A 22,577-nucleotide genomic window follows, 5' to 3' on the forward strand; every position below is an offset into this window, starting at 1 on the left:
CATCGATGGCCGTCGCCACCGACGGTCACGCCTCATCCAACGGCGACGGCCTGATGCACCGGCACGGCCCCGACCCACCCACCGGCCGGACCCGCTCAACGGCCGGACCGACCCCGCTCAACGGCCGGAGGCGCGTGCCTCGATCTGCCAGCACGCTGCCGTGAAACGAACCTCCGAGCCCCGCACGAACGGCGAGAACGCGGGCCGGACCGTCTCGATCACCCGGGCCCGGGTCGCGGGGTCCGTCCCGCGCAGCGCGATCCCGACCGGCCCGAACCGGCTGAAGTACGGCACCAGTTCCGCCTCCGGCATCACGCACACCGCGTCGACGGGCCGCACCTCCACCCCGGCCCACCCACCGGCCCCGAGCAGCCGACGCACCCGCCCCGCGTCCGCCAGCCCGAACTGCCCCGGCACGTCCGGCACCCGCTCGGGCAGATCCGGCAGCAGCGGCGCCGCCGCACGCTCCGCCGTCGTCATGAACGGGTTCTCCTCGATCCCGCGCCACACGACGAACCGCAGCACCGCGCCCTCCTTCGCGGCCCGCCGCAGCTGGGCGAAGGCCCGCACCGGATCGGCGAAGAACATCACCCCGAACCGGGAGACGACCGCGTCGAAGGAGCCCGGCTCGAACACGGGGTCCGAGGCGTCGGCCCGGACGAAGGACGCCCGCACACCCTCCCGCTCCGCACGGGCCCGCGCGGCCACCACCATCGGCTCCGAGACGTCCACCCCCACGCAGCGCCCCCCGGGCCCGAGCCGGCGCGCGAGGGCCACCGTCGTGCCGCCCGTGCCGCAGCCGACGTCGAGGACCCGCCCGCCCCACCCGGCCGGCACGGCGTCCACGACCAGCCGCTCCAGCGGCGCGAACAGGGCGTCCACCAGATCCTGGGACTCGACCCAGGCGTTCCCGGCGGGCCCGTTCCAACGGGCGGCCTGCCCGCCGTCCACCGCGTCGTCCACCCTGCGATCCGATCCCATGCCGCCTCCCGCGGATTGCCCCGTACCCGTCGTACCCGTCGTATCTGCCGGATCTGACGCATCTGCCGTATCTGTCGTACCCCACCGACCCCTCCCGGCCCCCCGGGCCCGCCGCGGGTTTCGCGACCGAAGCGAGACCTCACCGCCCTCAACCGTCCCGCACGCGTCGTGCACAATCGGGACCATGACCACCCCCGACCACCAGTCACCCCTTCCGGACGCCTCGCGACCCGAGGCCAGGGACCGGATCTACCGGTCACCCGCCGGTATCGCGGGCGGCTTCCTCCTGCTGCTCATCGTGGGCTGGCTCGGCGTCGACGCGCTGATCTCCGGACACGGCCGCACCCCCTGGCTGGCGCTCGCCGGGCTGATCCTCGCCGTTCCCGTGGTGATCGCCTTCACCCTGCGCCCCGCGGTCTACGCCAACGAGGACCGGCTGCGCGTCCGCAACCCGCTCCGCGTGATCGTGCTCCCCTGGAGCAAGGTCGCCTCGCTGCGCTCGCACTACTCGAACGAGGTGATCGACACCTCGGGCACGAAGTACCAGCTGTGGGCGGTGCCGGTGTCGCTGCGCGCCCGCAAGAAGGCGGCCAGGCAGCCGGTGCAGGGCAGGTCCGGCCGCGGCGGCGAGGGCCGTACCTCGCCCCTGGGCCTCTCGTCCGCCTTCGGCCGGGGCGCCGCCACCGATGCCCCGACCCGCCCCGAGACCGACCAGGTCATGGACGACCTGCGCGAGCTGGCCGAGACCCGCGCCACCACCGAGGGCGCGCAGGGCGAGGTCACCGTGCGCTGGGCGTACGAGGTGATGGGCCCCGCCCTCGCCGGCCTGGTCGTCCTGGCCATCCTGCTCGTGACCGGCTGACCCACCCCTTCACGGGGCCTCGCCCCGCCTCGGCCGCGACCGCCGTTCCCCCACCCGGAGACGAGACCGAGAGCCCTTCGCACCACCGCCCCGCGGTCCGATTCTCTGGGAAACGATGAACCCCGACGTCCGGCGGACGCTGCCCGCCACCGCGATACCCGACGGCTGTCTTCCCTGGAGCACGGAGCACACCCGGCGCTGGACGCGGGAACTGCCGCCCGTCTGGGCGTCCGTGCAACGGCTCCGGGTGCGGGGGCTGAAACTGGCGCTGCTCCTGGGCGTGCTGGCCGCGCTGGGACTGATCTCGGCCGGTGTGCCGCCGTACCTGGCGGCGGCGGCCGGGCTCCATCTCGTATGGCTGCCGCTGCGGCCCGAGATCGTACGGGTGTCGGCGCCGGCCCTGGCCGTGGCGGTCCTGGTCGTGCACCCCGCGCCGGTCCTGCCCGTGATCGCGGGCGCGCTCGCGCTGGCCGCGACCGCGCCGGCGGTCTCCGGCCTGCGGCTGCGGGCCCGGGACCGGCAGCGGGACGCGGCCCTGGCCGCCTCGGGAGGGGTGACGGCACCCGTGCCGGACGCGGGCGGGCCGCTCCGGCGCGGCCGGTTCCTCTCCCGGCTCGGGATCCTCCTCGTCCTGGCGGGCGTCCCGCTGATCGTGACGACCGCCGGTCCGTGGGACTCGGGGGAGGGCCGGCGGGTGGTGGTCGGCGGCGGCTGCTTCGTGGCCGGGCTGGGTGTCACCGCGCTGCTCTCCGGAGTGCTGGGCGGACGGCGGGCCACCGCGCTGCGGGCCGCTCCCGCGCCCGTCCTGCGCGTCCTGACGCGCGAGACCCGGCGCGGCGGCGCCCGGGTCTTCGCCGCGGACGACGTGGCGGGCCTGCGGCCGCTGTTCACCGTCGGCGTGGTCGCGCTGGACCACCCGAAGGACTACGACGGGGACGACGTCGCGGAGGGAGCGGTGGACGCCCTGGCGGACGCGACGGACATCGCGGACCCCGCGGAGGCGGCCAACCCGCTCTTCGACGACCGGCCGGGACCGCTGCGGGAGGCCGTCCTGTACGGGGCGCCGTACGACGGTGCCGAGGTGGTGCTCGTGAGCGCCGCGGCCGAGCCCGGTGGCACGCCCGTGGCGGAACGGTCCTCCGGGCCCGTACGCCCGGTGCCGGAGGCCGCCGTGCGGTGGCGGCTCAGGCAGGCGAAGCGGACGGCGGCGCGCAGGGCGGCGGAGGACGCGGAGCACCGGGGCCTGGTGGAGGCCGCCCGCCGGACGACGGTCGTCCCGGTACGGCGCTGGCGCGCGGGCGCGGTGGACCGGCTGGCCGCTCTCCTGATGCTGCTGTGCGGCGTCGCGGCGTACCTGACCGTCGACGACGGGGACTCCAGTCTCTGGCAGGAGGTCCTCGTCGCCCTCAGCGGCCTGTTCGGCGCGTTCCGCATCCCCGTGAAGCTGCGCTGGCGGATCACCGCCGACCGGACCGGTCTCTGGCTGAACGGTCTGCGCCGGACCACCCACGTCCCGTGGGACGACTTCCGCTCGGCCCGCCGGGAGGACCTGGAGCTCAAGCTGCGCTGGAGCGAGGGCGGGGCCTGGACGGTCTCCGCGCCCCGCTGGGGCCGGCTCCAGCGCCGGCGCGGTGTGCCCCACCCGTACGACGCCCTGGCCGCCGAGGTGACCGCCATGCACGCCGACCGCGCCCTGCGCCCCACGGGCGACAGCGAGGAACGCGAGCGGGGACGCCCCCTGTGGCCGCTGGCGGTCCCGTTCGTCCTGGCCTGGCTGGCGGCGGTGGTGACCGTCGTGACGGGACTCCCGCGCTGGTGAGCCTCCCGCGGGCGCTGCCGTACGGGAGCTCGTACGGGAGCTCACGGGAACTCGTGCGGGAGCTAGGGAGCGCTCGGCCACACCAGGGCCATGTACGCCCCGCAGTACGCCGAACCCAGGACCGCGGCGGTGAGGAACAGGGCCCGGAAGCGGGGTGAGGCCCGGTTCAGGTGGAGGGCGGCCGGAAGCAGCAGCGGGAAGCCGGGGAGCAGGAAGCGGGCCCGGGGGAAGTAGACGCCGCCGCTGCCGAGGACGATCAGCAGCAGGACCCCGGTGAACACGAGCAGGGGCAGCGGCTGGCGGTCCCAGACCGAGAGCGCGAACAGCGCCACCGACACCAGCAGCGTCACGGTCACCATGATCAGGAACAGTTCCGGCGACGAGTTCTGCGCCAGCACCTCCCGCAGCCGGCGCACGGTCTCGGCGCCGCCGTCCCACTCGTTGTGCCACAGCCGCTGCACGGCGAAGTAGCCGTCCCAGCGGCCCAGTCTCAGGCCCACCCAGCCGACGTACGCGAGCCAGCCCGCCGGGGCGAGGACGGCGGCCAACGGCGCGCGCGCAGTGAAGCCCCGGCGCAGCGACAGCAGGGCGGTCACGGAGACCGCGGCGGCCAGCGCGACACCGGTGGGCCGGGTCAGCCCCGCGAGCGCGGCCAGCGAGGCGGCCCACAGCAGCCGGCCGGTCAGGAGCGCGTACAGCGCCCACGCGGCGAACGCCGTGAACAGCGACTCCGTGTAGCCCATCCACTGGACCAGACCCACCGGCAGGGCCGCCCACAGCACGGTCAGCAGGACGCCCGTACGGCGGCCGTGCAGCCGGCTGCCGACCGCGTGGACGCCCCACGCGGCGATGAACGAGCAGACGACCGAGATCGCCAGCCCGGTCGAGGCGCGCGAGCCCGGGGTCAGGGCCGCGACCGCCTTGACCAGGACGGGGTAGAGCGGGAAGAAGGCCAGGCTGTTCGCGTCGAACGCGGTGCCCAGATGGCGGGCGTAGCCGTGGTCGGCGATGCCCAGGTACCAGACCGCGTCCCACTGGGACGCCAGGATCGGCCAGACGCCGTGGTGTCTGCGGTGGGCCCAGACCGTCAGGGTGAGCAGGCCGGTGAGACGGACGGCCGCGTAGGCGAGGAGGGCCGGGGCCGCGTGCCGCAGCCCGGCGCGGACCGCGGCGAGGAGACCGGCCGCGCCGGGCGCGCGCCGGGCGGCCGGGACGCCGGGGGCGCCCCCGCCCGGGGCGCTCCGGGGCGGGGCGGACGTCGGCCGGGAATCGGTCGAGGGCACGCGGCGGCTCCTGGGACTCGATGGTGCGCTGCCGGTAACCGTTCCTCGGTCGTCCGGTGGCGCACGGGAGCGCTGCGTCAACTGCCGTGCGGAAATCACCCGTAAGAAGGGCGGGATGCGTGTCAGGGCCCCGGCGGGAGGCGGCGGACGGGCCGCCTCGCACCGAGGCCCTGGACGGAGGGGGAGGACGCGGTCAGATGCCGGCCGCGGCCGACAGGTCCCGCTTGATCGCCGTCAGCAGCGCGGTCGCCTCGGCGTGGGCCGCCGGGAGGGCGTCGTGGCCGGCGACGGGCACCACGACCTCCAGGTAGCACTTGAGCTTGGGCTCGGTGCCGCTCGGGCGGACGATGACCCGGGCGCCGTCCAGCGTGTAGCGCAGGCCGTCCGTGGGCGGCAGGCTGTCCGTCCCCCGGGTGAGGTCCTCGGCCTTCGTGACGGCGAGGCCCGCGAGCTCCGTGGGCGGCTGCTCGCGCAGCCGGCTCATGGCGTCCGCGATGACCGAGAGGTCCTCCACCCGCACCGAGAGCTGGTCGGTGGCGTGCAGCCCGTAGGCGACGGCGATGTCGTCGAGGAGGTCCAGCAGGGTCCGGCCCTGCTCCTTGAGCTCCGAGGCCAGCTCGGTGATCAGCAGGGCGGCGGTGATGCCGTCCTTGTCGCGTACGCCGTCGGGGTCGACGCAGTAGCCGAGCGCCTCCTCGTACCCGAAGCGCAGTCCCTCGACGCGGGCGATCCACTTGAAGCCGGTGAGCGTCTCCTCGTACGGCAGCCCCGCGCCCTCGGCGATCCGGCCGAGCAGCGAGGAGGAGACGATCGACTCGGCGAATACACCGCGCGCGCCGCGTCGCACCAGGTGCTCGGCGAGCAGCGCGCCGACCTCGTCGCCGCGCAGCATGCGCCAGTCGGTGCCGGCCTTCACGGCCACGGCGCACCGGTCGGCGTCCGGGTCGTTGGCGACGATCAGGTCGGGTTCCGCCGCGCGGGCCGTCGCGAAGGCGAGGTCCATCGCGCCGGGCTCCTCCGGGTTGGGGAAGGCCACGGTCGGGAAGTCCGGGTCGGGCTCGGCCTGCTCGGCGACGAGCACCGGCTCGGGGAACCCGGCCCGCGCGAAGGCGGCGAGCAGCACGTCCTTGCCGACGCCGTGCATTGCCGTGTAGACGGTGCGGGCGGTGCGCGGCGAGCCCTCGGCGAGGACGGCGTCCGTGCGGGCCAGGTAGGCCTCCAGGACGCTCTCGTCGAGGGTCTCCCAGCCGGAGTCCGGGCGGGGCACGTCGGCGAGCGCGCGGACCGCGTCGATCTCGGCGGCGATCTCCGCGTCGGCCGGCGGGACGATCTGGGAACCGTCGCCGAGGTACACCTTGTAGCCGTTGTCCCGGGGCGGGTTGTGGCTGGCGGTGACCTCCACGCCCGCGACCGCGCCGAGGTGCCGTATGGCGTAGGCGAGGACGGGGGTGGGCAGCGGCCGGGGCAGGACGGCGGCGCGCAGGCCGGCGCCCGTCATCACGGCCGCGGTGTCGCGGGCGAAGTCGGCGGACTTGTGGCGGGCGTCGTAGCCGATCACCACGAGGCCGCCGGTCTGCCCCTTGGCCCTGAGGTAGGCGGCGAGTCCGGCCGCGGCGCGGATGACGACGGAGCGGTTCATCCGCATCGGCCCCGCGCCGAGCTCACCGCGCAGACCCGCGGTGCCGAACTGGAGCGTGCCGCTGAATCGGGCGGTCAGCTCCGTGACGTCCTCGGCCTCGACGAGCTTGGCGAGTTCGTCACGGGTCTCCGCGTCGGGGTCCTCGGCCAGCCACGCCTTGGCCCGCGCGATGAGTTCGTCCTGCACCTGGGGTGCACCTCTCTCTTCGGTCGTACGGTTCCGTGTGCCCGGGTCGTCGCGCCCCCGGCGCCGGGGGCGGACACGCCGTCGCCTACAGACGATCCAGCACCTGGGTCAGAAGTTCCCCCATGCGCGCGGCCGAGTCGCGGCCGGCCTGGAGGACTTCCTCGTGGTTGAGGGGCTCGCCCGTCATACCGGCGGCGAGGTTGGTCACCAGGGAGATGCCGAGGACCTCGGCGCCCGCCTCGCGCGCGGCGATGGCTTCGAGCGTGGTCGACATGCCCACGAGGTCGGCGCCGATGACACGGGCCATCCGGATCTCGGCGGGCGTCTCGTAGTGCGGGCCGGGGAACTGGGCGTAGACGCCCTCCTCCAGGGAGGGGTCGACCTCCTTGCACAGCGCGCGCAGCCGCGGCGAGTACAGGTCGGTCAGGTCCACGAAGTTCGCGCCGACGATCGGCGAGGTGGCCGTCAGGTTGATGTGGTCGCTGATCAGCACGGGCTGACCGGGGCGCATGCCCTCGCGCAGACCGCCGCAGCCGTTGGTGAGGACGATGGTCTTGCAGCCGGCGGCGACGGCGGTGCGGACTCCGTGCGCGACGGCGGCGACACCGCGGCCCTCGTAGAAGTGGGTGCGGCCGAGGAAGACCAGGGCGCGCTTGTCGCCGATCCGGTACGAGCGGACCCTGCCGCCGTGCCCCTCGACCGCCGGCGCCGGGAAGCCGGGCAGCTCGGTGACCTGGAAGTCGGCCTCGGGGGTGCCGAGGGCGTCCACGGCCGGAGCCCAGCCGGAGCCCATCACGAGGGCGACGTCGTGGGTATCGGCGCCCGTCAGCTCACGCAGGCGCGTGGCGGCGGCGTCGGCGGCGGCGTGGGGGTCGCCCTGGATGTCGTCCGGAAGAAGAGATGCGTTCACGCGCAAGAGCGTAGCCGGTCTGGGCCTACGCGCGTAGATGACGGAGCTCACGGTCTTGCGATCGTTGTCTTGTCGTTTCCGACGAAAGGGTGATCGGGAGGGCGCCGCGCGGGTGCCGGCGCGACGGGACCGGACAGGCGGGCGGGTGGGGGAGACCGCCGCCTCGGACGGGGCTCAGCAGGGGCGTTTGCGGAGCTCCATGACGTAGTCGTGCGGCGCCCCCGCGGACTCGGCGGCGTCCGCCAGCTCGCCCAGATAACGCGCCGAGGGGAGTCCCCCCTCGTACCCGTTCAGTACGTAGACCCACGCCGGCTCCTCACCCTCCAGGGTGTGCACGCGTACACGCATCCGGCGGTAGACGTCGAGGCCGACGCCCTCCCAGCGGTCCATCGAGTCCTCGTCCAGCGGCGCGATGTCGTACAGCGCCACGAAGACCTGGGACCTGGGTGCCTCGACGATCGTCGCGAGAGCGCCCTCCCAGCCCATGTGCTCGCCGCCGAAGGTCAGCCGCCAGCCGTTCAGCCAGCCCGTGGCGCGCAGCGGCGAGTGCGGGGCGCGGCGCGTCATGAGCCGCGGGTCGAGATTGCCGGCGTACGCGGCGTAGAGCGACATGGGGTCGAGGGTACGGCAGCGGCACGTACGCCTCTCGCGTAACAAAGTGGCGCGGATGTCCCGCTCTCGCGGCCCCTGGGCGGAAGCACCTTGAAGCGTGCGGGACAATGGAGTACGTGACTCGGATCGTGATCATCGGTGGCGGACCCGGCGGATATGAAGCGGCCCTGGTGGCCGCGCAGCTCGGCGCGGAGGTGACCGTCGTCGACTGCGACGGTCTGGGCGGGGCGTCGGTGCTCACCGACTGCGTGCCGTCGAAGACTCTCATCGCCACGGCCGAGGTGATGACGACGTTCGACTCCTCCTACGAGGAGCTCGGCATCATCGTCGCCGACGACACTCCTCCCATGGAGCAGGCGGCCAGGGTGGTGGGCGTCGACCTCGGCAAGGTCAACCGCCGGGTGAAGCGCCTCGCGCTCGCCCAGTCGCACGACATCACGGCCTCGGTGACCCGTGCCGGTGCCCGGGTGCTGCGCGGGCGCGGGCGGCTGGAGGGCATGCAGTCCCTGGACGGCTCCCGCAAGGTCGTCGTGAGCGCCGCGGACGGCACCGAGGAGACCCTCACCGCCGACGCCGTACTCATCGCCACCGGCGGGCACCCCCGCGAGCTGCCCGACGCGCAGCCCGACGGCGAGCGCATCCTGAACTGGACCCAGGTCTACGACCTCGACGAGCTCCCCGAGGAGCTCATCGTGGTCGGCTCCGGTGTCACCGGCGCCGAGTTCGCCGGCGCCTACCAGGCGCTCGGCTCCCGGGTCACCCTCGTCTCCAGCCGTGACCGCGTGCTGCCGGGCGAGGACCCGGACGCCGCGGCGGTCCTGGAGGACGTCTTCCGCCGCCGTGGCATGAACGTCATGGCCCGCTCCCGCGCCGAGTCCGCCAAGCGCGTCGGCGACCGCGTCGAGGTCACGCTCTCCGACGGCCGCGTCATCAGCGGCACGCACTGCCTGATGGCCGTCGGCGCCATCCCGAACAGCAGCGGGATGGGCCTGGAGGAGGCCGGCGTCAAGGTCCGCGACTCCGGGCACATCTGGACCGACAAGGTCTCGCGCACGACCGCCCCGGGCGTGTACGCGGCCGGTGACGTGACCGGCGTCTTCGCCCTCGCGTCCGTCGCCGCCATGCAGGGCCGCATCGCCATGTACCACTTCCTCGGCGACGCGGTGGCCCCGCTGAACCTGAAGACGGTCTCCTCGAACGTCTTCACCGACCCCGAGATCGCCACCGTCGGCTACAGCCAGGCGGACGTGGACGCGGGCAGGATCGACGCCCGGGTCGTGAAGCTGCCGCTGCTGCGCAACCCGCGCGCCAAGATGCAGGGCATCCGCGACGGCTTCGTCAAGATCTTCTGCCGCCCCGGCACCGGCATCGTGGTCGGCGGTGTGGTGGTCTCCCCGCGCGCCTCGGAGCTCATCCACCCCATCTCGATCGCGGTCGACAACAATCTGACGGTCGAACAGATCGCGAACGCGTTCACCGTGTACCCGTCCCTGTCCGGCTCGATCGCCGAGGTGGCACGACAGCTGCACACCCGGAAGACCGCGGGCGAGGGCTGACACCTTCCGCCGACTCCCCGCTGGTCAAGGGCGGTTGGTGACGCTGCGTACGGCAGGGGCGGCACGAGTGGGTACGTATACCACTCAGCACCCTGCCATGCGAACAACTTCTGTTATTCGGCGCAAACTGCTGAAAGCAGACGGTCGTTGGGGTTACTGTCAGTTTCGTGTTCGCTGCAGAACGTCGCCAATTGATCCTCGAAATGGTGCGAGCGAACGGGGCCGTGTCGCTCCGTGAGCTCGCCCGCGTCGTCCAGACCTCCGAAGTGACCGTACGGCGGGACGTGCGCGCGCTGGAGGCAGAAGGACTCCTCGACCGCCGGCACGGCGGTGCGGTACTGCCGGGCGGGTTCACGCGGGAGTCCGGCTTTCCGCAGAAATCCCATCTCGCGACCGCCGAGAAGACGGCCATCGCCGATCTCGCCGCGGGTCTCGTCGAAGAGGGCGAGGCCATCGTGGTGGGTGCGGGTACCACCACGCAGGAGCTGGCCCGCCGGCTCGCGCGGGTGCCCGGTCTGACCGTCGTCACCAACTCCCTGCTGGTGGCCCAGGCGTTGGCCCATGCCAACCGCGTGGAGGTCGTGATGACCGGCGGCACCCTGCGCGGTTCCAACTACGCCCTGGTCGGCTCGGGTGCGGAGCAGTCCCTGCAAGGGCTGCGCGTGTCCCGGGCGTTCCTCTCCGGGAGCGGTCTGACCGCCGAGCGCGGACTCTCCACGTCCAACATGCTCTCGGCGTCCGTGGACCGCGCTCTCGTCCAGGCGGCCGCCGAGGTCGTGGTCCTCGCCGACCACACCAAGCTCGGGACGGACACCATGTTCCAGACCGTGCCGACCGACCTCATCACCCGTCTGGTCACGGACGAGCCGCCCGCCCACGACGACCGCGCGGCCACCGAACTCCAGGCCCTGGCCGATCAGGGCGTGCAGATCGCGGTGGCCGGGTCATCGGCTTCGGGCGGCGCGGGAGGGGATCCGCTGCCGGCGGGGCGTCAGCCGCGCCGTGACGTCCCCCTCCCCGGTCCGCGCCGCGGCCAGGTCGTCCCGGGCTCGGGACCGCAACTACGCAGCGCGACGGTGATGGGGGACCAGCCCCCGGCCGAAAGAGCGCGCGTGGCCGATCTTCGACGTCGCTGAACGGAGCCGGCGGACGCGGTGCCGCCGGCCGGGGTCACCCGCCGCAGGACCGGCCGGGTCGGCTCACGACGCCCCGAGCCGGGGCGGTCACGGCTTCAGGCCGCGCAGGGTCAGGTTCAGCAGACGGTCGGCCAGCGCGGGGTCGTCCGCGGTTTCCTCCGCCGCCAGCGCGATCGCGTTGGTCAGCTGGAGGAGATCACCGATCGAGACGTCGGGGCGTACGGCTCCCGACTCCTGTGCGCGGAGCAGCAGGGCGCTGCCCGCCTCACGCATCGGGCCGCTGCACCGGGCGAGGTGTGAACCCTCGTCCCGCGAGGCCGACATGAGGGCACGCGCGAGCCCTCGGTACTCACCCGCGTGCGTGATGATCGCGCGCAGCCACTCCACCAGGGCGGTGCACGGCTGCGGCGCGTCGAGCAACGCGCGCGAGCGGGCCAGCAGATCGCTCACGGCCTCCTCGAAGACCGCGCTCATCAGGGCGTGCCGGTTGGGGAAGTGCCGGTACAGGGTGCCGATGCCGACGCCCGCGCGCCGGGCCACGTCCTCCAGGGACGTGTCGGTGCCGTGCTCGGCGAACGCGGAGCGCGCCTCGGCGAGCAGCCGTCCGTGGTTGCGCCGGGCGTCCGCACGCATCGCGCGCGGCACCCCTGGACTCCGGGCGGGCTCCGACGTCCCGGCCCGCTCCCTCGCGGTCGCGCCCACCATGGCCTCCACCTGCCCTCTCCCGCCGCCCGGCTGCGCTCCAGGATGCCACCGGCGGCCGCCGGACGGATGCCCGCGGGCTCGGTGCCCGACGGCTCGAAGCATCATGGACGGTTGCGCGGACGGGGGTCCGGGCGCCGTCGCACCCGGCATCCGCCCCGCACACGGGCCCGTACGCGGGTTCCGTACACGGGGGTTCCGTACGTGGGGCTCGTCCGGGGGCTCGTACGACGAGGTGCCTGGCGCGCCCGTACGACGAGGTGCCGGGCGCGCCCGGTGACACCGGAGCGCCGGGGGAGCCCCGTACACCGGAGCGCCCGGGGGAGCCCCGTACACCGGAGCGCCCGGAGGAGTCCCCGTACGCCGAAGCGCCCGGCGGGTCGCTGACGCGGTTCGCCGGGCGCTTCGGACGCCTGCGGACGGTGTGTCACCCGTCCGCGGTGCTCAGTCCTTGATCTCGCAGATGGGGGCGCCGGAGGTGATGGAGGCGCCGACCTCCGCGCTCAGGCCCTTGACGGTGCCGGAGCGGTGGGCGTTCAGGGGCTGTTCCATCTTCATGGCTTCCAGGACGACGATCAGGTCGCCCTCCTTGACCTCCTGGCCCTCCTCGACGGCCACCTTGACGATGGTGCCCTGCATCGGGGAGGCGAGGGTGTCGCCGGAGGCGACCGGGCCGGACTTCTTCGCGGCCCGGCGCTTGGGCTTGGCGCCCGCGGCCAGACCGGTGCGGGCCAGCGACATGCCCAGCGAGACCGGCAGCGAGACCTCCAGGCGCTTGCCGCCGACCTCGACGACCACCGTCTCGCGGCCCGGCTCGTCGTCGGTCTCGGCGTCCGCCGGGGCGGCGAACGGCTTGATCTCGTTGACGAACTCGGTCTCGATCCAGCGGGTGTGGACCGTGAACGGGTCCTGCGAGCCGGTCAGCTCGGGGGCGAACGCCGGGTCCACGACCACCGCGCGGTGGAAGGGGATCGCGGTCGCCATGCCCTCGACCTGGAACTCGGCAAGCGCGCGGGCGGCCCGCTGGAGGGCCTGCTCGCGGGTGGCGCCGGTGACGATCAGCTTGGCGAGCAGGGAGTCCCAGGCCGGGCCGATGACGCTGCCGGCCTCGACGCCCGCGTCCAGACGGACACCGGGACCGGTCGGCGCGGCGAACGCGGTCACGGTGCCGGGGGCGGGCAGGAAGTTGCGGCCCGGGTCCTCGCCGTTGATGCGGAACTCGATGGAGTGGCCGCGCAGTTCGGGGTCGCCGTAGCCGAGCTCCTCGCCGTCGGCGATCCGGAACATCTCGCGGACCAGGTCGATCCCCGCGACCTCCTCGGTGACCGGGTGCTCGACCTGGAGACGGGTGTTGACCTCCAGGAAGGAGATCGTGCCGTCCATGCCGACCAGGAACTCCACCGTTCCCGCGCCGACGTAGCCGGCCTCCTTCAGGATCGCCTTGGAGGACGCGTACAGCTCAGCCACCTGCGCCTCGGACAGGAACGGCGCGGGCGCCTCCTCGACCAGCTTCTGGTGGCGGCGCTGGAGCGAGCAGTCACGGGTGGAGACGACGACCACGTTGCCGTGGCTGTCGGCCAGGCACTGGGTCTCCACGTGCCGGGGCTTGTCGAGGTAGCGCTCCACGAAGCACTCGCCGCGCCCGAAGGCCGCGACCGCCTCACGTACCGCCGACTCGTACAGCTCCGGAACCTCCTCCAGCGTCCGGGCCACCTTCAGACCACGACCGCCGCCACCGAAGGCCGCCTTGATCGCGATCGGCAGACCGTGCTGCTCCGCGAACGCCACGACCTCCTCGGCACCCGAGACCGGGTCCGGGGTACCGGCCACCAGCGGCGCGCCGGCGCGCTGCGCGATGTGCCGGGCGGCGACCTTGTCCCCCAGGTCACGGATCGCCTGCGGCGGCGGACCGATCCAGATCAGTCCCGCGTCCAGCACCGCCTGCGCGAACTCCGCGTTCTCCGAAAGGAACCCGTAACCCGGATGGACGGCGTCCGCCCCCGAGTCCGCGGCGGCCTGGAGCACCTTGGCGAAGTCGAGATAACTGGTCGCCGGAGTGTCACCGCCCAGGGCGAACGCCTCGTCCGCAGCACGGACATGCAGAGCGTCCCGGTCCGGTTCCGCATACACGGCAACGCTCGCGATCCCGGCATCCCGACATGCTCGGGCCACGCGGACAGCGATTTCGCCACGGTTGGCGATGAGCACCTTGCGCACGATGGCTCCCTCCTTGAAAACAAGCCGAGTTTAGGGACAGCCAACACGACGTTTCGAGCTGTCCCCAGTGGTGAGCTTGCCCACACGGAGCGTGATACGAGGCTCGCCCTACCCGCGAAATCCCTTGTCGTGCCAAGGCACGCGGGAATCCTTCCCTGAACCCTAGCCCTCCTGTGTGGCCAAGGTCTCTGTGACTCCGTGCTGCGGCCCACAACGATTCTTTGTCGAGTCCCTACGAATGGCCCAATGATTCTTTGCCCTCGACGGAACCCTTGTCCCCGGGTTTACCCGTTAGTAGCGTTCGCGATGTCCAGAACGTACTTGGGGTAACAGCGCGGAAGTGGGTGGGGCCGGTGGCGCGCAGACCGCTGGTGTGGGTGGCGGCGATCGTGCTGTTCGTGGAGGCGATAGGCATCGCCCTCCTGAACTGGTTCCTGGGCGTGGTGGTCGACCGCCAGGACATGTCGATGGCGGGACTCGACTCCGACCTGATGGCGCGGTCGTCGAAGATCGGCGGCCTGGTCTTCGGCCTCTACTTCCTGGCGTGCGCCACGGCGGCCGTGCTGGTCGCGCTCCGGCAGCGCCCCCCGGGTCTCTTCGGGCGTGTCCTGCTGATCAGCGCCGCCGTCGTGCACGCCCTGCTGGGTGCCTTCGCGGTGGGTCTGGTGGGCTGGCGGGCTTTCACCTTCATGATGGTCGGCTTCGCGTTGACCGTGTTCACCCTCCTGGCGTACGACGGCCGGGAGACGGGTCCCGTCGACGCCGCGCCGGAGGCCGGCGGGACGGGTGACGGCGAGGGCGACGCCGCGGAGGAGGGCACCGCCACCGGCGGGGCCGCCGGCGCGGAAGGCGCGGGCCCCGGCGAGGACGGTGACGCCGCCGGGCGGGTCGACCTGGGGAAGGGCTCCGCTTCCGAGGCCTCCCCCGCGGAGGGCTCCCTCACGGAGGGGTCCCTCGCCGAGGACTCCGGCTCCGGGGACGCCGAGGCCAAGGGCGTCGGGGCGACGGCTTCTTCGGCGGTCTGAGGGCGTCAGACGGCTGTCCGACGGTTGTCCGGCGCCGCCCCGGCGATTCCGGCGGCGGCCTGTCGGCGGTCTGCCGGCGAACCGGCGGCGGTCTGCTGGCGAACCGGCGGCGATCTGGCGGCCGTCCGGCGACTGTCCGGCGGCGATCTGCCGGTGATCCGGCGGCGGTCCGGCGGTCGGTCTGGAGGCCGGCCGGTCGCTCGACGCCGTCCGGCCGCTCTCCGTCGTACGGGCGTTCCTGGATCGGCGGGGCGGCCGAAGGGCTTCGCCGGGCGTGTTCCGCCGGGGTGCTCAGGCCTCCCGGGGTGTCCACAACTCCGTGATGCCGACGCCCAGTTCGGCAAGCAGCCGGCGTACCAGCGGCAGCGAGATGCCGATGACGTTGCCGTGGTCGCCGTCGATGCCCTCGATGAACGGGGCCGAACGGCCGTCCAGCGTGAACGCGCCCGCCACGTGCAGCGGTTCGCCCGAGGCGACGTACGCGGCGATCTCCTCGTCGGTCGGCTCGCCGAAGCGGACCACGGTCGAGGCGATCGCGGACTCCCACCGCTTCTGCTCGGTGTCCCAGACGCAGTGCCCCGTCTGGAGCGTGCCCGCCCGGCCGCGCATCGCCAGCCAGCGCGCGGTGGCCTCCTCGGCGTCCGCGGGCTTGCCGAGGGCCTGGCCGTCCAGGTCGAGCACGGAGTCGCAGCCGATCACCAGCGCGCCCTGGACCTCCGGCCGCGCGGCCACCACGGAGGCCTTCGCCTCGGCCAGCGCGAGGGCGAGCTCGGCGGGGGTGGGCGCGGTGACGGCGTCCTCGTCGAACCCGCTCACGATCACCTCGGGGGCGAGCCCGGCCTGCCGCAGCAGATTGAGCCGGGCGGGGGACTGCGAGGCGAGGACGAGACGACGGCGCGGCTGATCGTTCATGCGATCAGGGTATCGGCGCCGATCGGCCGGTGCCTCGGCTGCCGCCCCCACGACACGGGAACCGGGCGCGGGGCCCGGTCAGTGGATGCCGATCAGGGTCATCGCGATCACCATGGCCAGGGCCAGGAGAACGCCCAGGCGTCGCAACATGTCCTGCATGTCGCGGAGCTCCTCGGGGGGTTCGTTCTCGGGGTCGGACCACAGCATGCTCCCGATCGTGCGACGGCGGGGCGGCCGGACGCCTGAGTACGCGTACTCAACTTGCGGGCATCCTGTGAAAACGGCACCGCGGCCGCCCCTGCCGTGGCCCGGACCGGGCGGCGCCGTCCGCCACCCCCGCGGGGGCGGCGGACGTCTCAACCGCCCCTGCGGGCACGGGAATCGGCCGCGAGAAGACGATCCCCCGTGGACGGTTCCACGGGGGATCGTGCGCGCTCCGGTTCCGGCCGGGTACTAGCCCGGCCAGTAGCTGCGGCCCCACGACGTCGGGCCCGGCTGCGGGAGCCGGTGCGCGGCGATACGGGCGGGGTCGGACCAGGAGTCGCGCGGCCCGGACGCGCCGGACGGGGCGGACGCCACCGCCGCGGCGCGTGCGCGGACCACCGCCAGTGCGGCGGCCAGCTCCTCCGGGGTCGGGTTGCCCCGTACGACCTTGATCGTCATGTCTGCTCCCAGGATCCGGGTCTGCGGGGTCTAGAGCGGGATGTTGCCGTGCTTCTTCGGAGGCAGTGATGCCCGCTTCGTACGCAGCTGACGCAGACCGCGTACGACGTGGGAGCGGGTCTGCGACGGCATGATCACGCCGTCGATGTAACCGCGCTCGGCCGCCGTGTACGGGTTCAGCAGCGTGTCCTCGTACTCCTGGATGAGCCGGGCCCGGGTGGCGTCCTGGTCCTCGGCGGCCGCGATGGTGCGGCGGTGCAGGATGTTCACCGCGCCCTGCGCGCCCATGACCGCGATCTGCGCGGTGGGCCAGGCGAGGTTGAGGTCGGCGCCCAGGTGCTTGGAGCCCATGACGTCGTACGCGCCGCCGAAGGCCTTGCGGGTGATGACCGTGATCAGCGGGACGGTCGCCTCGGCGTACGCGTAGATCAGCTTGGCGCCGCGCCGGATGATGCCCGTGTGCTCCTGGTCGACGCCCGGGAGGAAGCCGGGCACGTCCACGAACGTCAGGACGGGCACGTTGAACGCGTCGCAGGTCCGCACGAACCGCGCGGCCTTCTCGCTCGCGTCGATGTCGAGGCAGCCGGCGAACTGCATCGGCTGGTTGGCGACGATGCCCACCGGGTGGCCCTCGACCCGGCCGAAGCCGGTCAGGATGTTCGGCGCGAAAAGCGGCTGCGTCTCGAAGAACTCGGCGTCGTCCAGGACGTGTTCGATCACCGTGTGCATGTCGTACGGCTGGTTCGCGCTGTCCGGCACGATCGTGTCCAGCTCGCGGTCCTCGTCCGTGAGGGCGAGGTCCGCCTCCTCCGGGAACACCGGGGGCTCGCTGAGGTTGTTGGACGGCAGGTACGACAGCAGCTGCTTGACGTACTCGATGGCGTCCTTCTCGTCGCCCGCCATGTGATGGGCCACGCCCGACACGGCGTTGTGGGTCCGGGCGCCGCCCAGCTCCTCGAAGCCGACGTCCTCGCCCGTCACCGTCTTGATGACGTCGGGACCCGTGATGAACATGTGCGAGGTCTGATCGACCATCACCGTGAAGTCGGTGATGGCCGGGGAGTACACAGCGCCGCCCGCGCACGGGCCGACGACCAGGCTGATCTGCGGGACGACACCCGAGGCGTGCACGTTGCGGCGGAAGATCTCGCCGTACATGCCGAGGGCGCTCACACCCTCCTGGATCCGGGCGCCGCCCGAGTCGTTGATGCCGATGACCGGGCAGCCGGTCTTCAGCGCGAAGTCCATCACCTTCATGATCTTCTGGCCGAAGACCTCGCCGAGAGCACCGCCGAAAACCGTGAAGTCCTGGGAGAACACGGCGACCGGTCGGCCGTCGACCGTGCCGTAGCCGGTGACCACACCGTCGCCGTAAGGGCGGTTGTTCTCCAGGCCGAAGTCCGTCGACCGGTGCCGCGCGAACTCGTCGAACTCGACGAAGGAGGCGTCGTCCATCAGCAGGTCGATGCGCTCACGAGCCGTCAACTTGCCCTTGGCGTGCTGCTTTTCGACGGCGCGCTCCGAGCCGGCGTGCGTCGCTTCCTGGATGCGGCGCTGAAGATCCGCGAGCTTGCCCGCGGTGGTGTGGATGTCGGGGTGGTGCAGCTCTTCCGGCTCGGACATCGGGATGCGGCTCCCTGCCTGATCTAAGGGGACGTGACGGTGACTGCTCGGAAACGCGGTGCTCGGAAAACGCGGGTGCTCGGGGACGAGACGCTCTGAAACGGATGCTCAGAAGGGGGTCTTGCTACTCATCCGTAGCGTAGTGGCGTGCCTACCGATCGGCAGTGCGGCGTTTACCACACCTAGGCTGGGTTGCATGACGCCGCGAGATGCAGCAGACGTGAACGACAACCGGTGGTCGGACCTGGACCGCCCGCCGCTGAACGGGGCCGCCCTGCGCAGGGCGCTCGTCCGCGACGGCGGCCTGTGGCGCGACGTGGAGGTGGTCGCCAGGACCGGCTCGACCAACACCGATCTGGCCGCCGTCGTCACCGGCGAGAAGGGCGCCGACGAGGGCACGGTCCTCGTCGCCGAGGAACAGAACGCCGGGCGCGGCCGCCTCGACCGCCGCTGGACGGCGCCGGCCCGGTCCGGCCTCTTCTTCTCCGTGGTCCTCAAGCCCGCCGGAGTGCCCGTCGAACGCTGGGGCTGGCTGCCGCTGCTCACCGGCGTGGCCGTCGCGACGGCCCTCTCGCGCTCCGCGGGCGTCGACACGGCCCTCAAGTGGCCCAACGACCTGCTGGTCACCGTGGACGGCGAGGAACGCAAGGCCGGCGGCATCCTCGCCGAGCGCGCCGGGTCCGACGCGGTCGTGGTCGGCATCGGCGTCAACGTCTCGCTGCGCGCCGGTGAACTGCCCGTGCCCGGCGCCGGATCGCTGGCGCTCGCGGGCGCGACGACCACGGACCGTGACACCGTGCTGCGGGCCGTGCTCCGCTCCCTGGAGGAGTGGTACGGGCGCTGGCGGGACGCGGGCGGCGACCCGGTCGCGTCCGGCCTCCAGGAGACGTACGCGGCGGGCTGCGCGACGCTCGGGCGCACGGTGCGGGCCGAGCTGCCCGGGGGCCGCTCCGTCGTCGGCGAGGCGGTGGCCCTCGACGGGGACGGACGTCTCGTCATCGCGACGCCGGACGGCACGCGGGAGCCCGTGGGCGCCGGAGACGTGGTGCACCTGAGGCCCGCGTGAGCCGTCGCCCGGCGCCCTGCCGGCCCGCGTGGGCCCCGGCGGCCCGGTGACCCGCGTGAGCCCGGGCCTTTCGGGTGCGTCCGGGTGCGTCCGGGTGCGCAGACCGGCCGGGGGAGTCCTCCCCCGGCCGGTCGAACCCCCCTCCGGTGTCTCCGGGAGCGGCTGCGACGGGTCGCCGCCGGGGGCGTGAAGGGTGTCGTCCGGCGCGGCGGCCGGGAGAAGGCGTGCTTCCGTGCGGCGGGCGGGGCGCGGGCGTGGTCCGGTGAGGGGTGTGACGGCGTACGACCACGAGTGGTCCAGTCCTTCGGCACCGTCCCTGGCCCCGGTCCCGCCATCGGGAGTGAGCCAGCGCACACCTGCCGTAGAGTTGAGCGCGGTCGAACCTGACCACGGCAGATCGGAAGGGCAGCAGGAGTGACCGTCGACGACACCGGCTCCGGCACGGGTGCCCATCCCGCCCCCGGCGGCGAGCCCGGCCGTACCGCCGGGCCGGTCACGGACGCGACCGCCGCACGGGCCGCCGCGGACGCCGGCGCCCGGCAGGACGCCGGAACCGGCACCCGCCCGGACCACCGCCCCGAAGAGCGCCCGGACGCGGGCGGCGGACCCCTCGACGACGACCACGGCACCGCGGCGGCCGACGCCCGCCCGTACGTCCGGCCCGACGCACGGCACGAGGCGAACGGCCGGGTCGACCCCCAGGCCGAGCCGGACTCCGGGGACGACCCCCTCGCGCTGCGCCTCGAAGGCCTGATCCTCGGCGCCGAGCGGCGCTACACCCCGTTCCAGGCGGCCCGCAGCGCGGGCGTGTCCATGGAGCTGGCCTCCCGCTTCTGGCGGGCGATGGGCTTCGCGGACATCGGCCAGGCCAAGGCGCTGACCGAGGCGGACGTGCTCGCCCTGCGCCGCCTCGCCGGTCTCGTCGAGGCGGGCCTGCTCAGCGAGGCCATGGCCGTGCAGGTAGCCCGGTCCACCGGGCAGACCACCGCCCGTCTGGCCGAATGGCAGATCGATTCCTTCCTCGAGGGTCTGACCGAGCCCCCGGAGCCGGGCATGACCCGCACCGAGGTGACGTACCCCCTGATCGAACTGCTCCTGCCCGAGCTGGAGGAGTTCCTCGTCTACGTCTGGCGCCGCCAGCTCGCCGCGGCCACCGGCCGGGTCGTCCAGGCGGCCGACGACGAGGAGATGGTCGACCGCCGGCTCGCCGTCGGCTTCGCCGACCTGGTCGGTTTCACCCGGCTGACGCGCCGCATGGAGGAGGAGGAGCTCGGCGAACTCGTCGAGGCCTTCGAGACCACCGCGGCGGACCTGGTGGCGGCCCACGGCGGCCGGCTCATCAAGACCCTCGGCGACGAGGTGCTCTACTCCGCGGACGACGCCGGTGTCGCCGCCGAGATCGCGCTGCGGCTCATCGAGACGATGGCCAACGACGAGACGATGCCCGAACTGCGCGTCGGCATCGCCTTCGGCACGGTGACCACCCGGATGGGCGACGTGTTCGGCACGACCGTGAACCTGGCCAGCCGGCTCACGTCGATAGCGCCGCGCGACGCCGTCCTCGTCGACGGTGCCTTCGCGGAGGAACTGACCCGCACCGGTGACGCGCCCGCCTCCGAGGCGGAGGCCGCCGAGGCCGCGGCCGCCGCGGAGAAGGAGGGCGAGGAGCCTCCCTCGTACCGTTTCGCGCTCCAGCCGATGTGGCAGCGGCCCGTGCGAGGGCTCGGCGTCATCGAGCCGTGGCTGCTGGCCCGCCGCGCCGACGAGTCGTAGCACCTTCCCGTCACTGGTCGTCCTGGCCGGGCGACAGCAGTCCGTTCACGCAGATCCCCACGATCGGTACGCACACGCCCGGCTGCTGGTGCGGGGGCGTGGAGGCGGACGGGGCCGGGGACGGGGTGTGCCGGGGCGGTTCGGCGGTCGGACTGGCCGCGGGTGTCGGCCGGGCGGCCGGTGCCGTCGTCACCGGGGCCGTGGGGATGCCGGTGGTGCCCGGCGCGGCCGTGGCGGGGTGCCCGGAGCGGGCCGCCGGGACCGTGGTCGCCGAGGTCGGGACCGGTGCGGGGATCCCGTCCGGGTCCGAGGTGGGGGCCGGGCTCGTCCCGCCCATCGCGGGGCTCGCGGGTGCGGCTCCGGCCACCGTGGGGGTGGGCATCGCCGCGACGGTCGGGGCGGCGTGGCCCGCCGGGTCGTTGTCGGTGGCCGTCGCGACGGGGTCGGCCTCCGTGTTCCCGCCGGCCGTGCCCCCGGTCACCGCGTCCGGAGTCATCCGGGTCAGGCTCAGCACCCCCGCGGCGAGCGCGAGTCCGCCCACGGCGAAGAGCACCCGGCGCCGGCGGGGCTTGCGGTGCCGGCCCCGTACGGTACGGAGCGGGAGCGGCGCGGTCTCGTCGCCACCGGGTGCGTACGCGCTTCCGCGCCCGCCGGCCGCCCGGGCTGCCGGAACGATCCCTCGCACGGGAGCGTCCGCCCTGCGCGCCGCCTCCCGAACGCCCGTCCCGGCCGCGGCCTCGGGTGACCTCGGTCCGGTCTCCGCCTTCCGGGGGCCCGTGGCCCCGAGCGCCCCGGTCCCGTTGCCCGGTGCCGGCGCACGGGTCTCCGCCCGGCGGGCCTCCGCCGTGACGAGGGGCTCGCGCGTCCCGGTCCGGGCCTCCGGCTCGCGGGCGTCACCCGTGGCTTCGGCGTTGTCGGCCCCGGCCTCGGTCTCCGCCTTGCGAGCGCTCGCGAGGACGGACTCCGTCCCTCGGGCCCCGGCCGTGGCCTCGGGCGCCTCGGACCCGGCTTCCGCACCGCCTTCTCGGGGCTGATCCACGGCCGCGGTGGCGTCCGCCTCGGGGACTCCCTCCGTGACCTCGGGCGCCTCCGAACCGGCCTCCGCACCGCCTTCCTGCGGCTGAGGCGCGGTCGGTGCGGTTCCCGTCTCAACCGTCTTCCCGGGCGCCGTGATGTCCGCGGTGATTTCCGCCGTGGTGTCCGCGGCGGTCCCTCGCGTGGCCGTGACGGACCCGGTCGCGGGGGCCCAGGACTTCGCGGCCCTGTCCGGTGCGGTCCCGGTCCTCGCGAGAGCGGCGTCCGCCCGCTTCCTGGCCTCCGCGAGCGTCGCGCCCATTCCGGCGGTGGGTGTCCGCACCGCGGGCGTGTCCCGGGCGTCCGGCCCGGGGGCTCCGCGCCGTGCCGGGGCGGGCATCGCCCGGTTGAGCGGGGTGACCCGGATCCAGCCGTCGTCCACCGGTGCCGGGCCCTCCGCCGCCTCGGAGGCGGTCCGCTGGGCCGGCGGTCGTGTGAGTGCCGTTCGCCGGCCCGGCCGGGTGTCGGCGGCCTGCGGTGTCTCGCGGTTCGTCATGGTCGTCCCTCCCCGGTGAGCCGGTGTCCCTGATGCGCTGTG

The 22,577-nt window shown here is 73.7% G+C and carries 18 protein-coding genes and 1 pseudogene; 7 read left to right on the forward strand and 12 right to left on the reverse strand.

All coding sequences use genetic code 11. The annotated features are described in order from the left end of the window. Nucleotides 1–117: 117 nt before the first annotated feature. Nucleotides 118–981 (reverse strand): class I SAM-dependent methyltransferase, encoded by an 864-nt coding sequence (locus ACFWI4_RS20835; protein ID WP_387198256.1) that lies wholly within the window; start codon nt 979–981, stop codon nt 118–120. 184 nt (nt 982–1,165) lie between these two features. Between ACFWI4_RS20835 and ACFWI4_RS20840 the strand changes: the two genes are divergently transcribed. Next, entirely contained in the window at nt 1,166–1,843 is a 678-nt protein-coding gene (locus tag ACFWI4_RS20840) for a PH domain-containing protein (protein WP_387198259.1), read from the forward strand. Between the two features lie 115 nt (nt 1,844–1,958). Continuing rightward, the gene (locus ACFWI4_RS20845; RefSeq protein WP_387198262.1) at nt 1,959–3,662 is read left to right on the forward strand and encodes a hypothetical protein; all 1,704 of its coding nucleotides are present in this window, start codon (nt 1,959–1,961) and stop codon (nt 3,660–3,662) included. A gap of 62 nt (nt 3,663–3,724) precedes the next feature. Here the strand turns inward: ACFWI4_RS20845 and ACFWI4_RS20850 are convergent, their stop codons facing one another. The 4 genes from ACFWI4_RS20850 to ACFWI4_RS20865 all read right to left on the reverse strand — a co-directional run bounded on the left by ACFWI4_RS20850 (nt 3,725) and on the right by ACFWI4_RS20865 (nt 8,292). After that, complete coding sequence (locus ACFWI4_RS20850; protein ID WP_387198265.1) at nt 3,725–4,945, reverse strand: hypothetical protein; 1,221 nt, start codon at nt 4,943–4,945, stop codon at nt 3,725–3,727. Nucleotides 4,946–5,138: 193 nt separating this feature from the next. Continuing rightward, nucleotides 5,139–6,770, reverse strand: a complete 1,632-nt coding sequence (locus tag ACFWI4_RS20855) for a phospho-sugar mutase (RefSeq protein ID WP_387198268.1) — start codon at nt 6,768–6,770, stop codon at nt 5,139–5,141. Nucleotides 6,771–6,855: 85 nt separating this feature from the next. After that, on the reverse strand, nt 6,856–7,680 hold the full coding sequence (locus tag ACFWI4_RS20860) for a purine-nucleoside phosphorylase (RefSeq protein WP_385402143.1): 825 nt from the start codon (nt 7,678–7,680) through the stop codon (nt 6,856–6,858). Nucleotides 7,681–7,854: 174 nt separating this feature from the next. After that, on the reverse strand, nt 7,855–8,292 hold the full coding sequence (locus tag ACFWI4_RS20865) for a gamma-glutamylcyclotransferase (RefSeq protein WP_266762095.1): 438 nt from the start codon (nt 8,290–8,292) through the stop codon (nt 7,855–7,857). A 107-nt stretch (nt 8,293–8,399) separates the two neighbouring features. Between ACFWI4_RS20865 and ACFWI4_RS20870 the strand changes: the two genes are divergently transcribed. Beyond that, nucleotides 8,400–9,848, forward strand: coding sequence for an NAD(P)H-quinone dehydrogenase (locus ACFWI4_RS20870; RefSeq protein WP_387198272.1), 1,449 nt, complete (start codon nt 8,400–8,402; stop codon nt 9,846–9,848). 167 nt (nt 9,849–10,015) lie between these two features. Then, nucleotides 10,016–10,984: a DeoR/GlpR family DNA-binding transcription regulator gene (locus ACFWI4_RS20875; RefSeq protein WP_361691386.1), complete on the forward strand. Its 969-nt coding sequence runs from the start codon at nt 10,016–10,018 to the stop codon at nt 10,982–10,984. An 87-nt stretch (nt 10,985–11,071) separates the two neighbouring features. Here the strand turns inward: ACFWI4_RS20875 and ACFWI4_RS20880 are convergent, their stop codons facing one another. Continuing rightward, entirely contained in the window at nt 11,072–11,617 is a 546-nt protein-coding gene (locus tag ACFWI4_RS20880) for a TetR/AcrR family transcriptional regulator (protein WP_385402151.1), read from the reverse strand. Nucleotides 11,618–12,130: 513 nt separating this feature from the next. Beyond that, nucleotides 12,131–13,903: an acetyl/propionyl/methylcrotonyl-CoA carboxylase subunit alpha gene (locus ACFWI4_RS20885; protein ID WP_385402154.1), complete on the reverse strand. Its 1,773-nt coding sequence runs from the start codon at nt 13,901–13,903 to the stop codon at nt 12,131–12,133. A gap of 353 nt (nt 13,904–14,256) precedes the next feature. Here ACFWI4_RS20885 and ACFWI4_RS20890 point away from each other — a divergent pair. Further along, a pseudogene (locus ACFWI4_RS20890) lies at nt 14,257–14,697 on the forward strand (hypothetical protein); the annotation flags it as partial. A gap of 522 nt (nt 14,698–15,219) precedes the next feature. Here ACFWI4_RS20890 and ACFWI4_RS20895 read toward each other — a convergent pair. The 4 genes from ACFWI4_RS20895 to ACFWI4_RS20910 form a co-directional block, all read right to left on the reverse strand. After that, nucleotides 15,220–15,840 carry a Maf family protein gene (locus tag ACFWI4_RS20895; RefSeq protein ID WP_387198276.1) on the reverse strand — a complete coding sequence of 207 codons (621 nt, stop codon included), beginning with the start codon at nt 15,838–15,840 and terminating at the stop codon, nt 15,220–15,222. 78 nt (nt 15,841–15,918) lie between these two features. Then, the gene (gene mmpB, locus ACFWI4_RS20900) at nt 15,919–16,047 is read right to left on the reverse strand and encodes a morphogenic membrane protein MmpB (RefSeq protein ID WP_385402158.1); all 129 of its coding nucleotides are present in this window, start codon (nt 16,045–16,047) and stop codon (nt 15,919–15,921) included. 246 nt (nt 16,048–16,293) lie between these two features. Then, a complete protein-coding gene (locus ACFWI4_RS20905; RefSeq protein WP_103554379.1) occupies nt 16,294–16,503 on the reverse strand; it encodes an acyl-CoA carboxylase epsilon subunit in 210 nt (69 codons plus the stop codon). A 30-nt stretch (nt 16,504–16,533) separates the two neighbouring features. Then, nucleotides 16,534–18,126: an acyl-CoA carboxylase subunit beta gene (locus ACFWI4_RS20910; protein WP_387198280.1), complete on the reverse strand. Its 1,593-nt coding sequence runs from the start codon at nt 18,124–18,126 to the stop codon at nt 16,534–16,536. 196 nt (nt 18,127–18,322) lie between these two features. Here ACFWI4_RS20910 and ACFWI4_RS20915 point away from each other — a divergent pair, with 196 nt between their 5' ends. Continuing rightward, a complete protein-coding gene (locus tag ACFWI4_RS20915; RefSeq protein ID WP_385402163.1) occupies nt 18,323–19,192 on the forward strand; it encodes a biotin--[acetyl-CoA-carboxylase] ligase in 870 nt (289 codons plus the stop codon). Between the two features lie 414 nt (nt 19,193–19,606). Next, entirely contained in the window at nt 19,607–20,965 is a 1,359-nt protein-coding gene (locus ACFWI4_RS20920) for an adenylate/guanylate cyclase domain-containing protein (RefSeq protein WP_385402166.1), read from the forward strand. 10 nt (nt 20,966–20,975) lie between these two features. On the opposite strand, the gene ACFWI4_RS20925 is transcribed toward ACFWI4_RS20920, so the two are convergent. Next, on the reverse strand, nt 20,976–22,535 hold the full coding sequence (locus ACFWI4_RS20925; protein WP_387198283.1) for a hypothetical protein: 1,560 nt from the start codon (nt 22,533–22,535) through the stop codon (nt 20,976–20,978). Nucleotides 22,536–22,577 lie beyond the last annotated feature (42 nt).

This window comes from Streptomyces sp. NPDC127038 (assembly GCF_042725875.1).
Classification (GTDB): Bacteria; Actinomycetota; Actinomycetes; order Streptomycetales; family Streptomycetaceae; genus Streptomyces.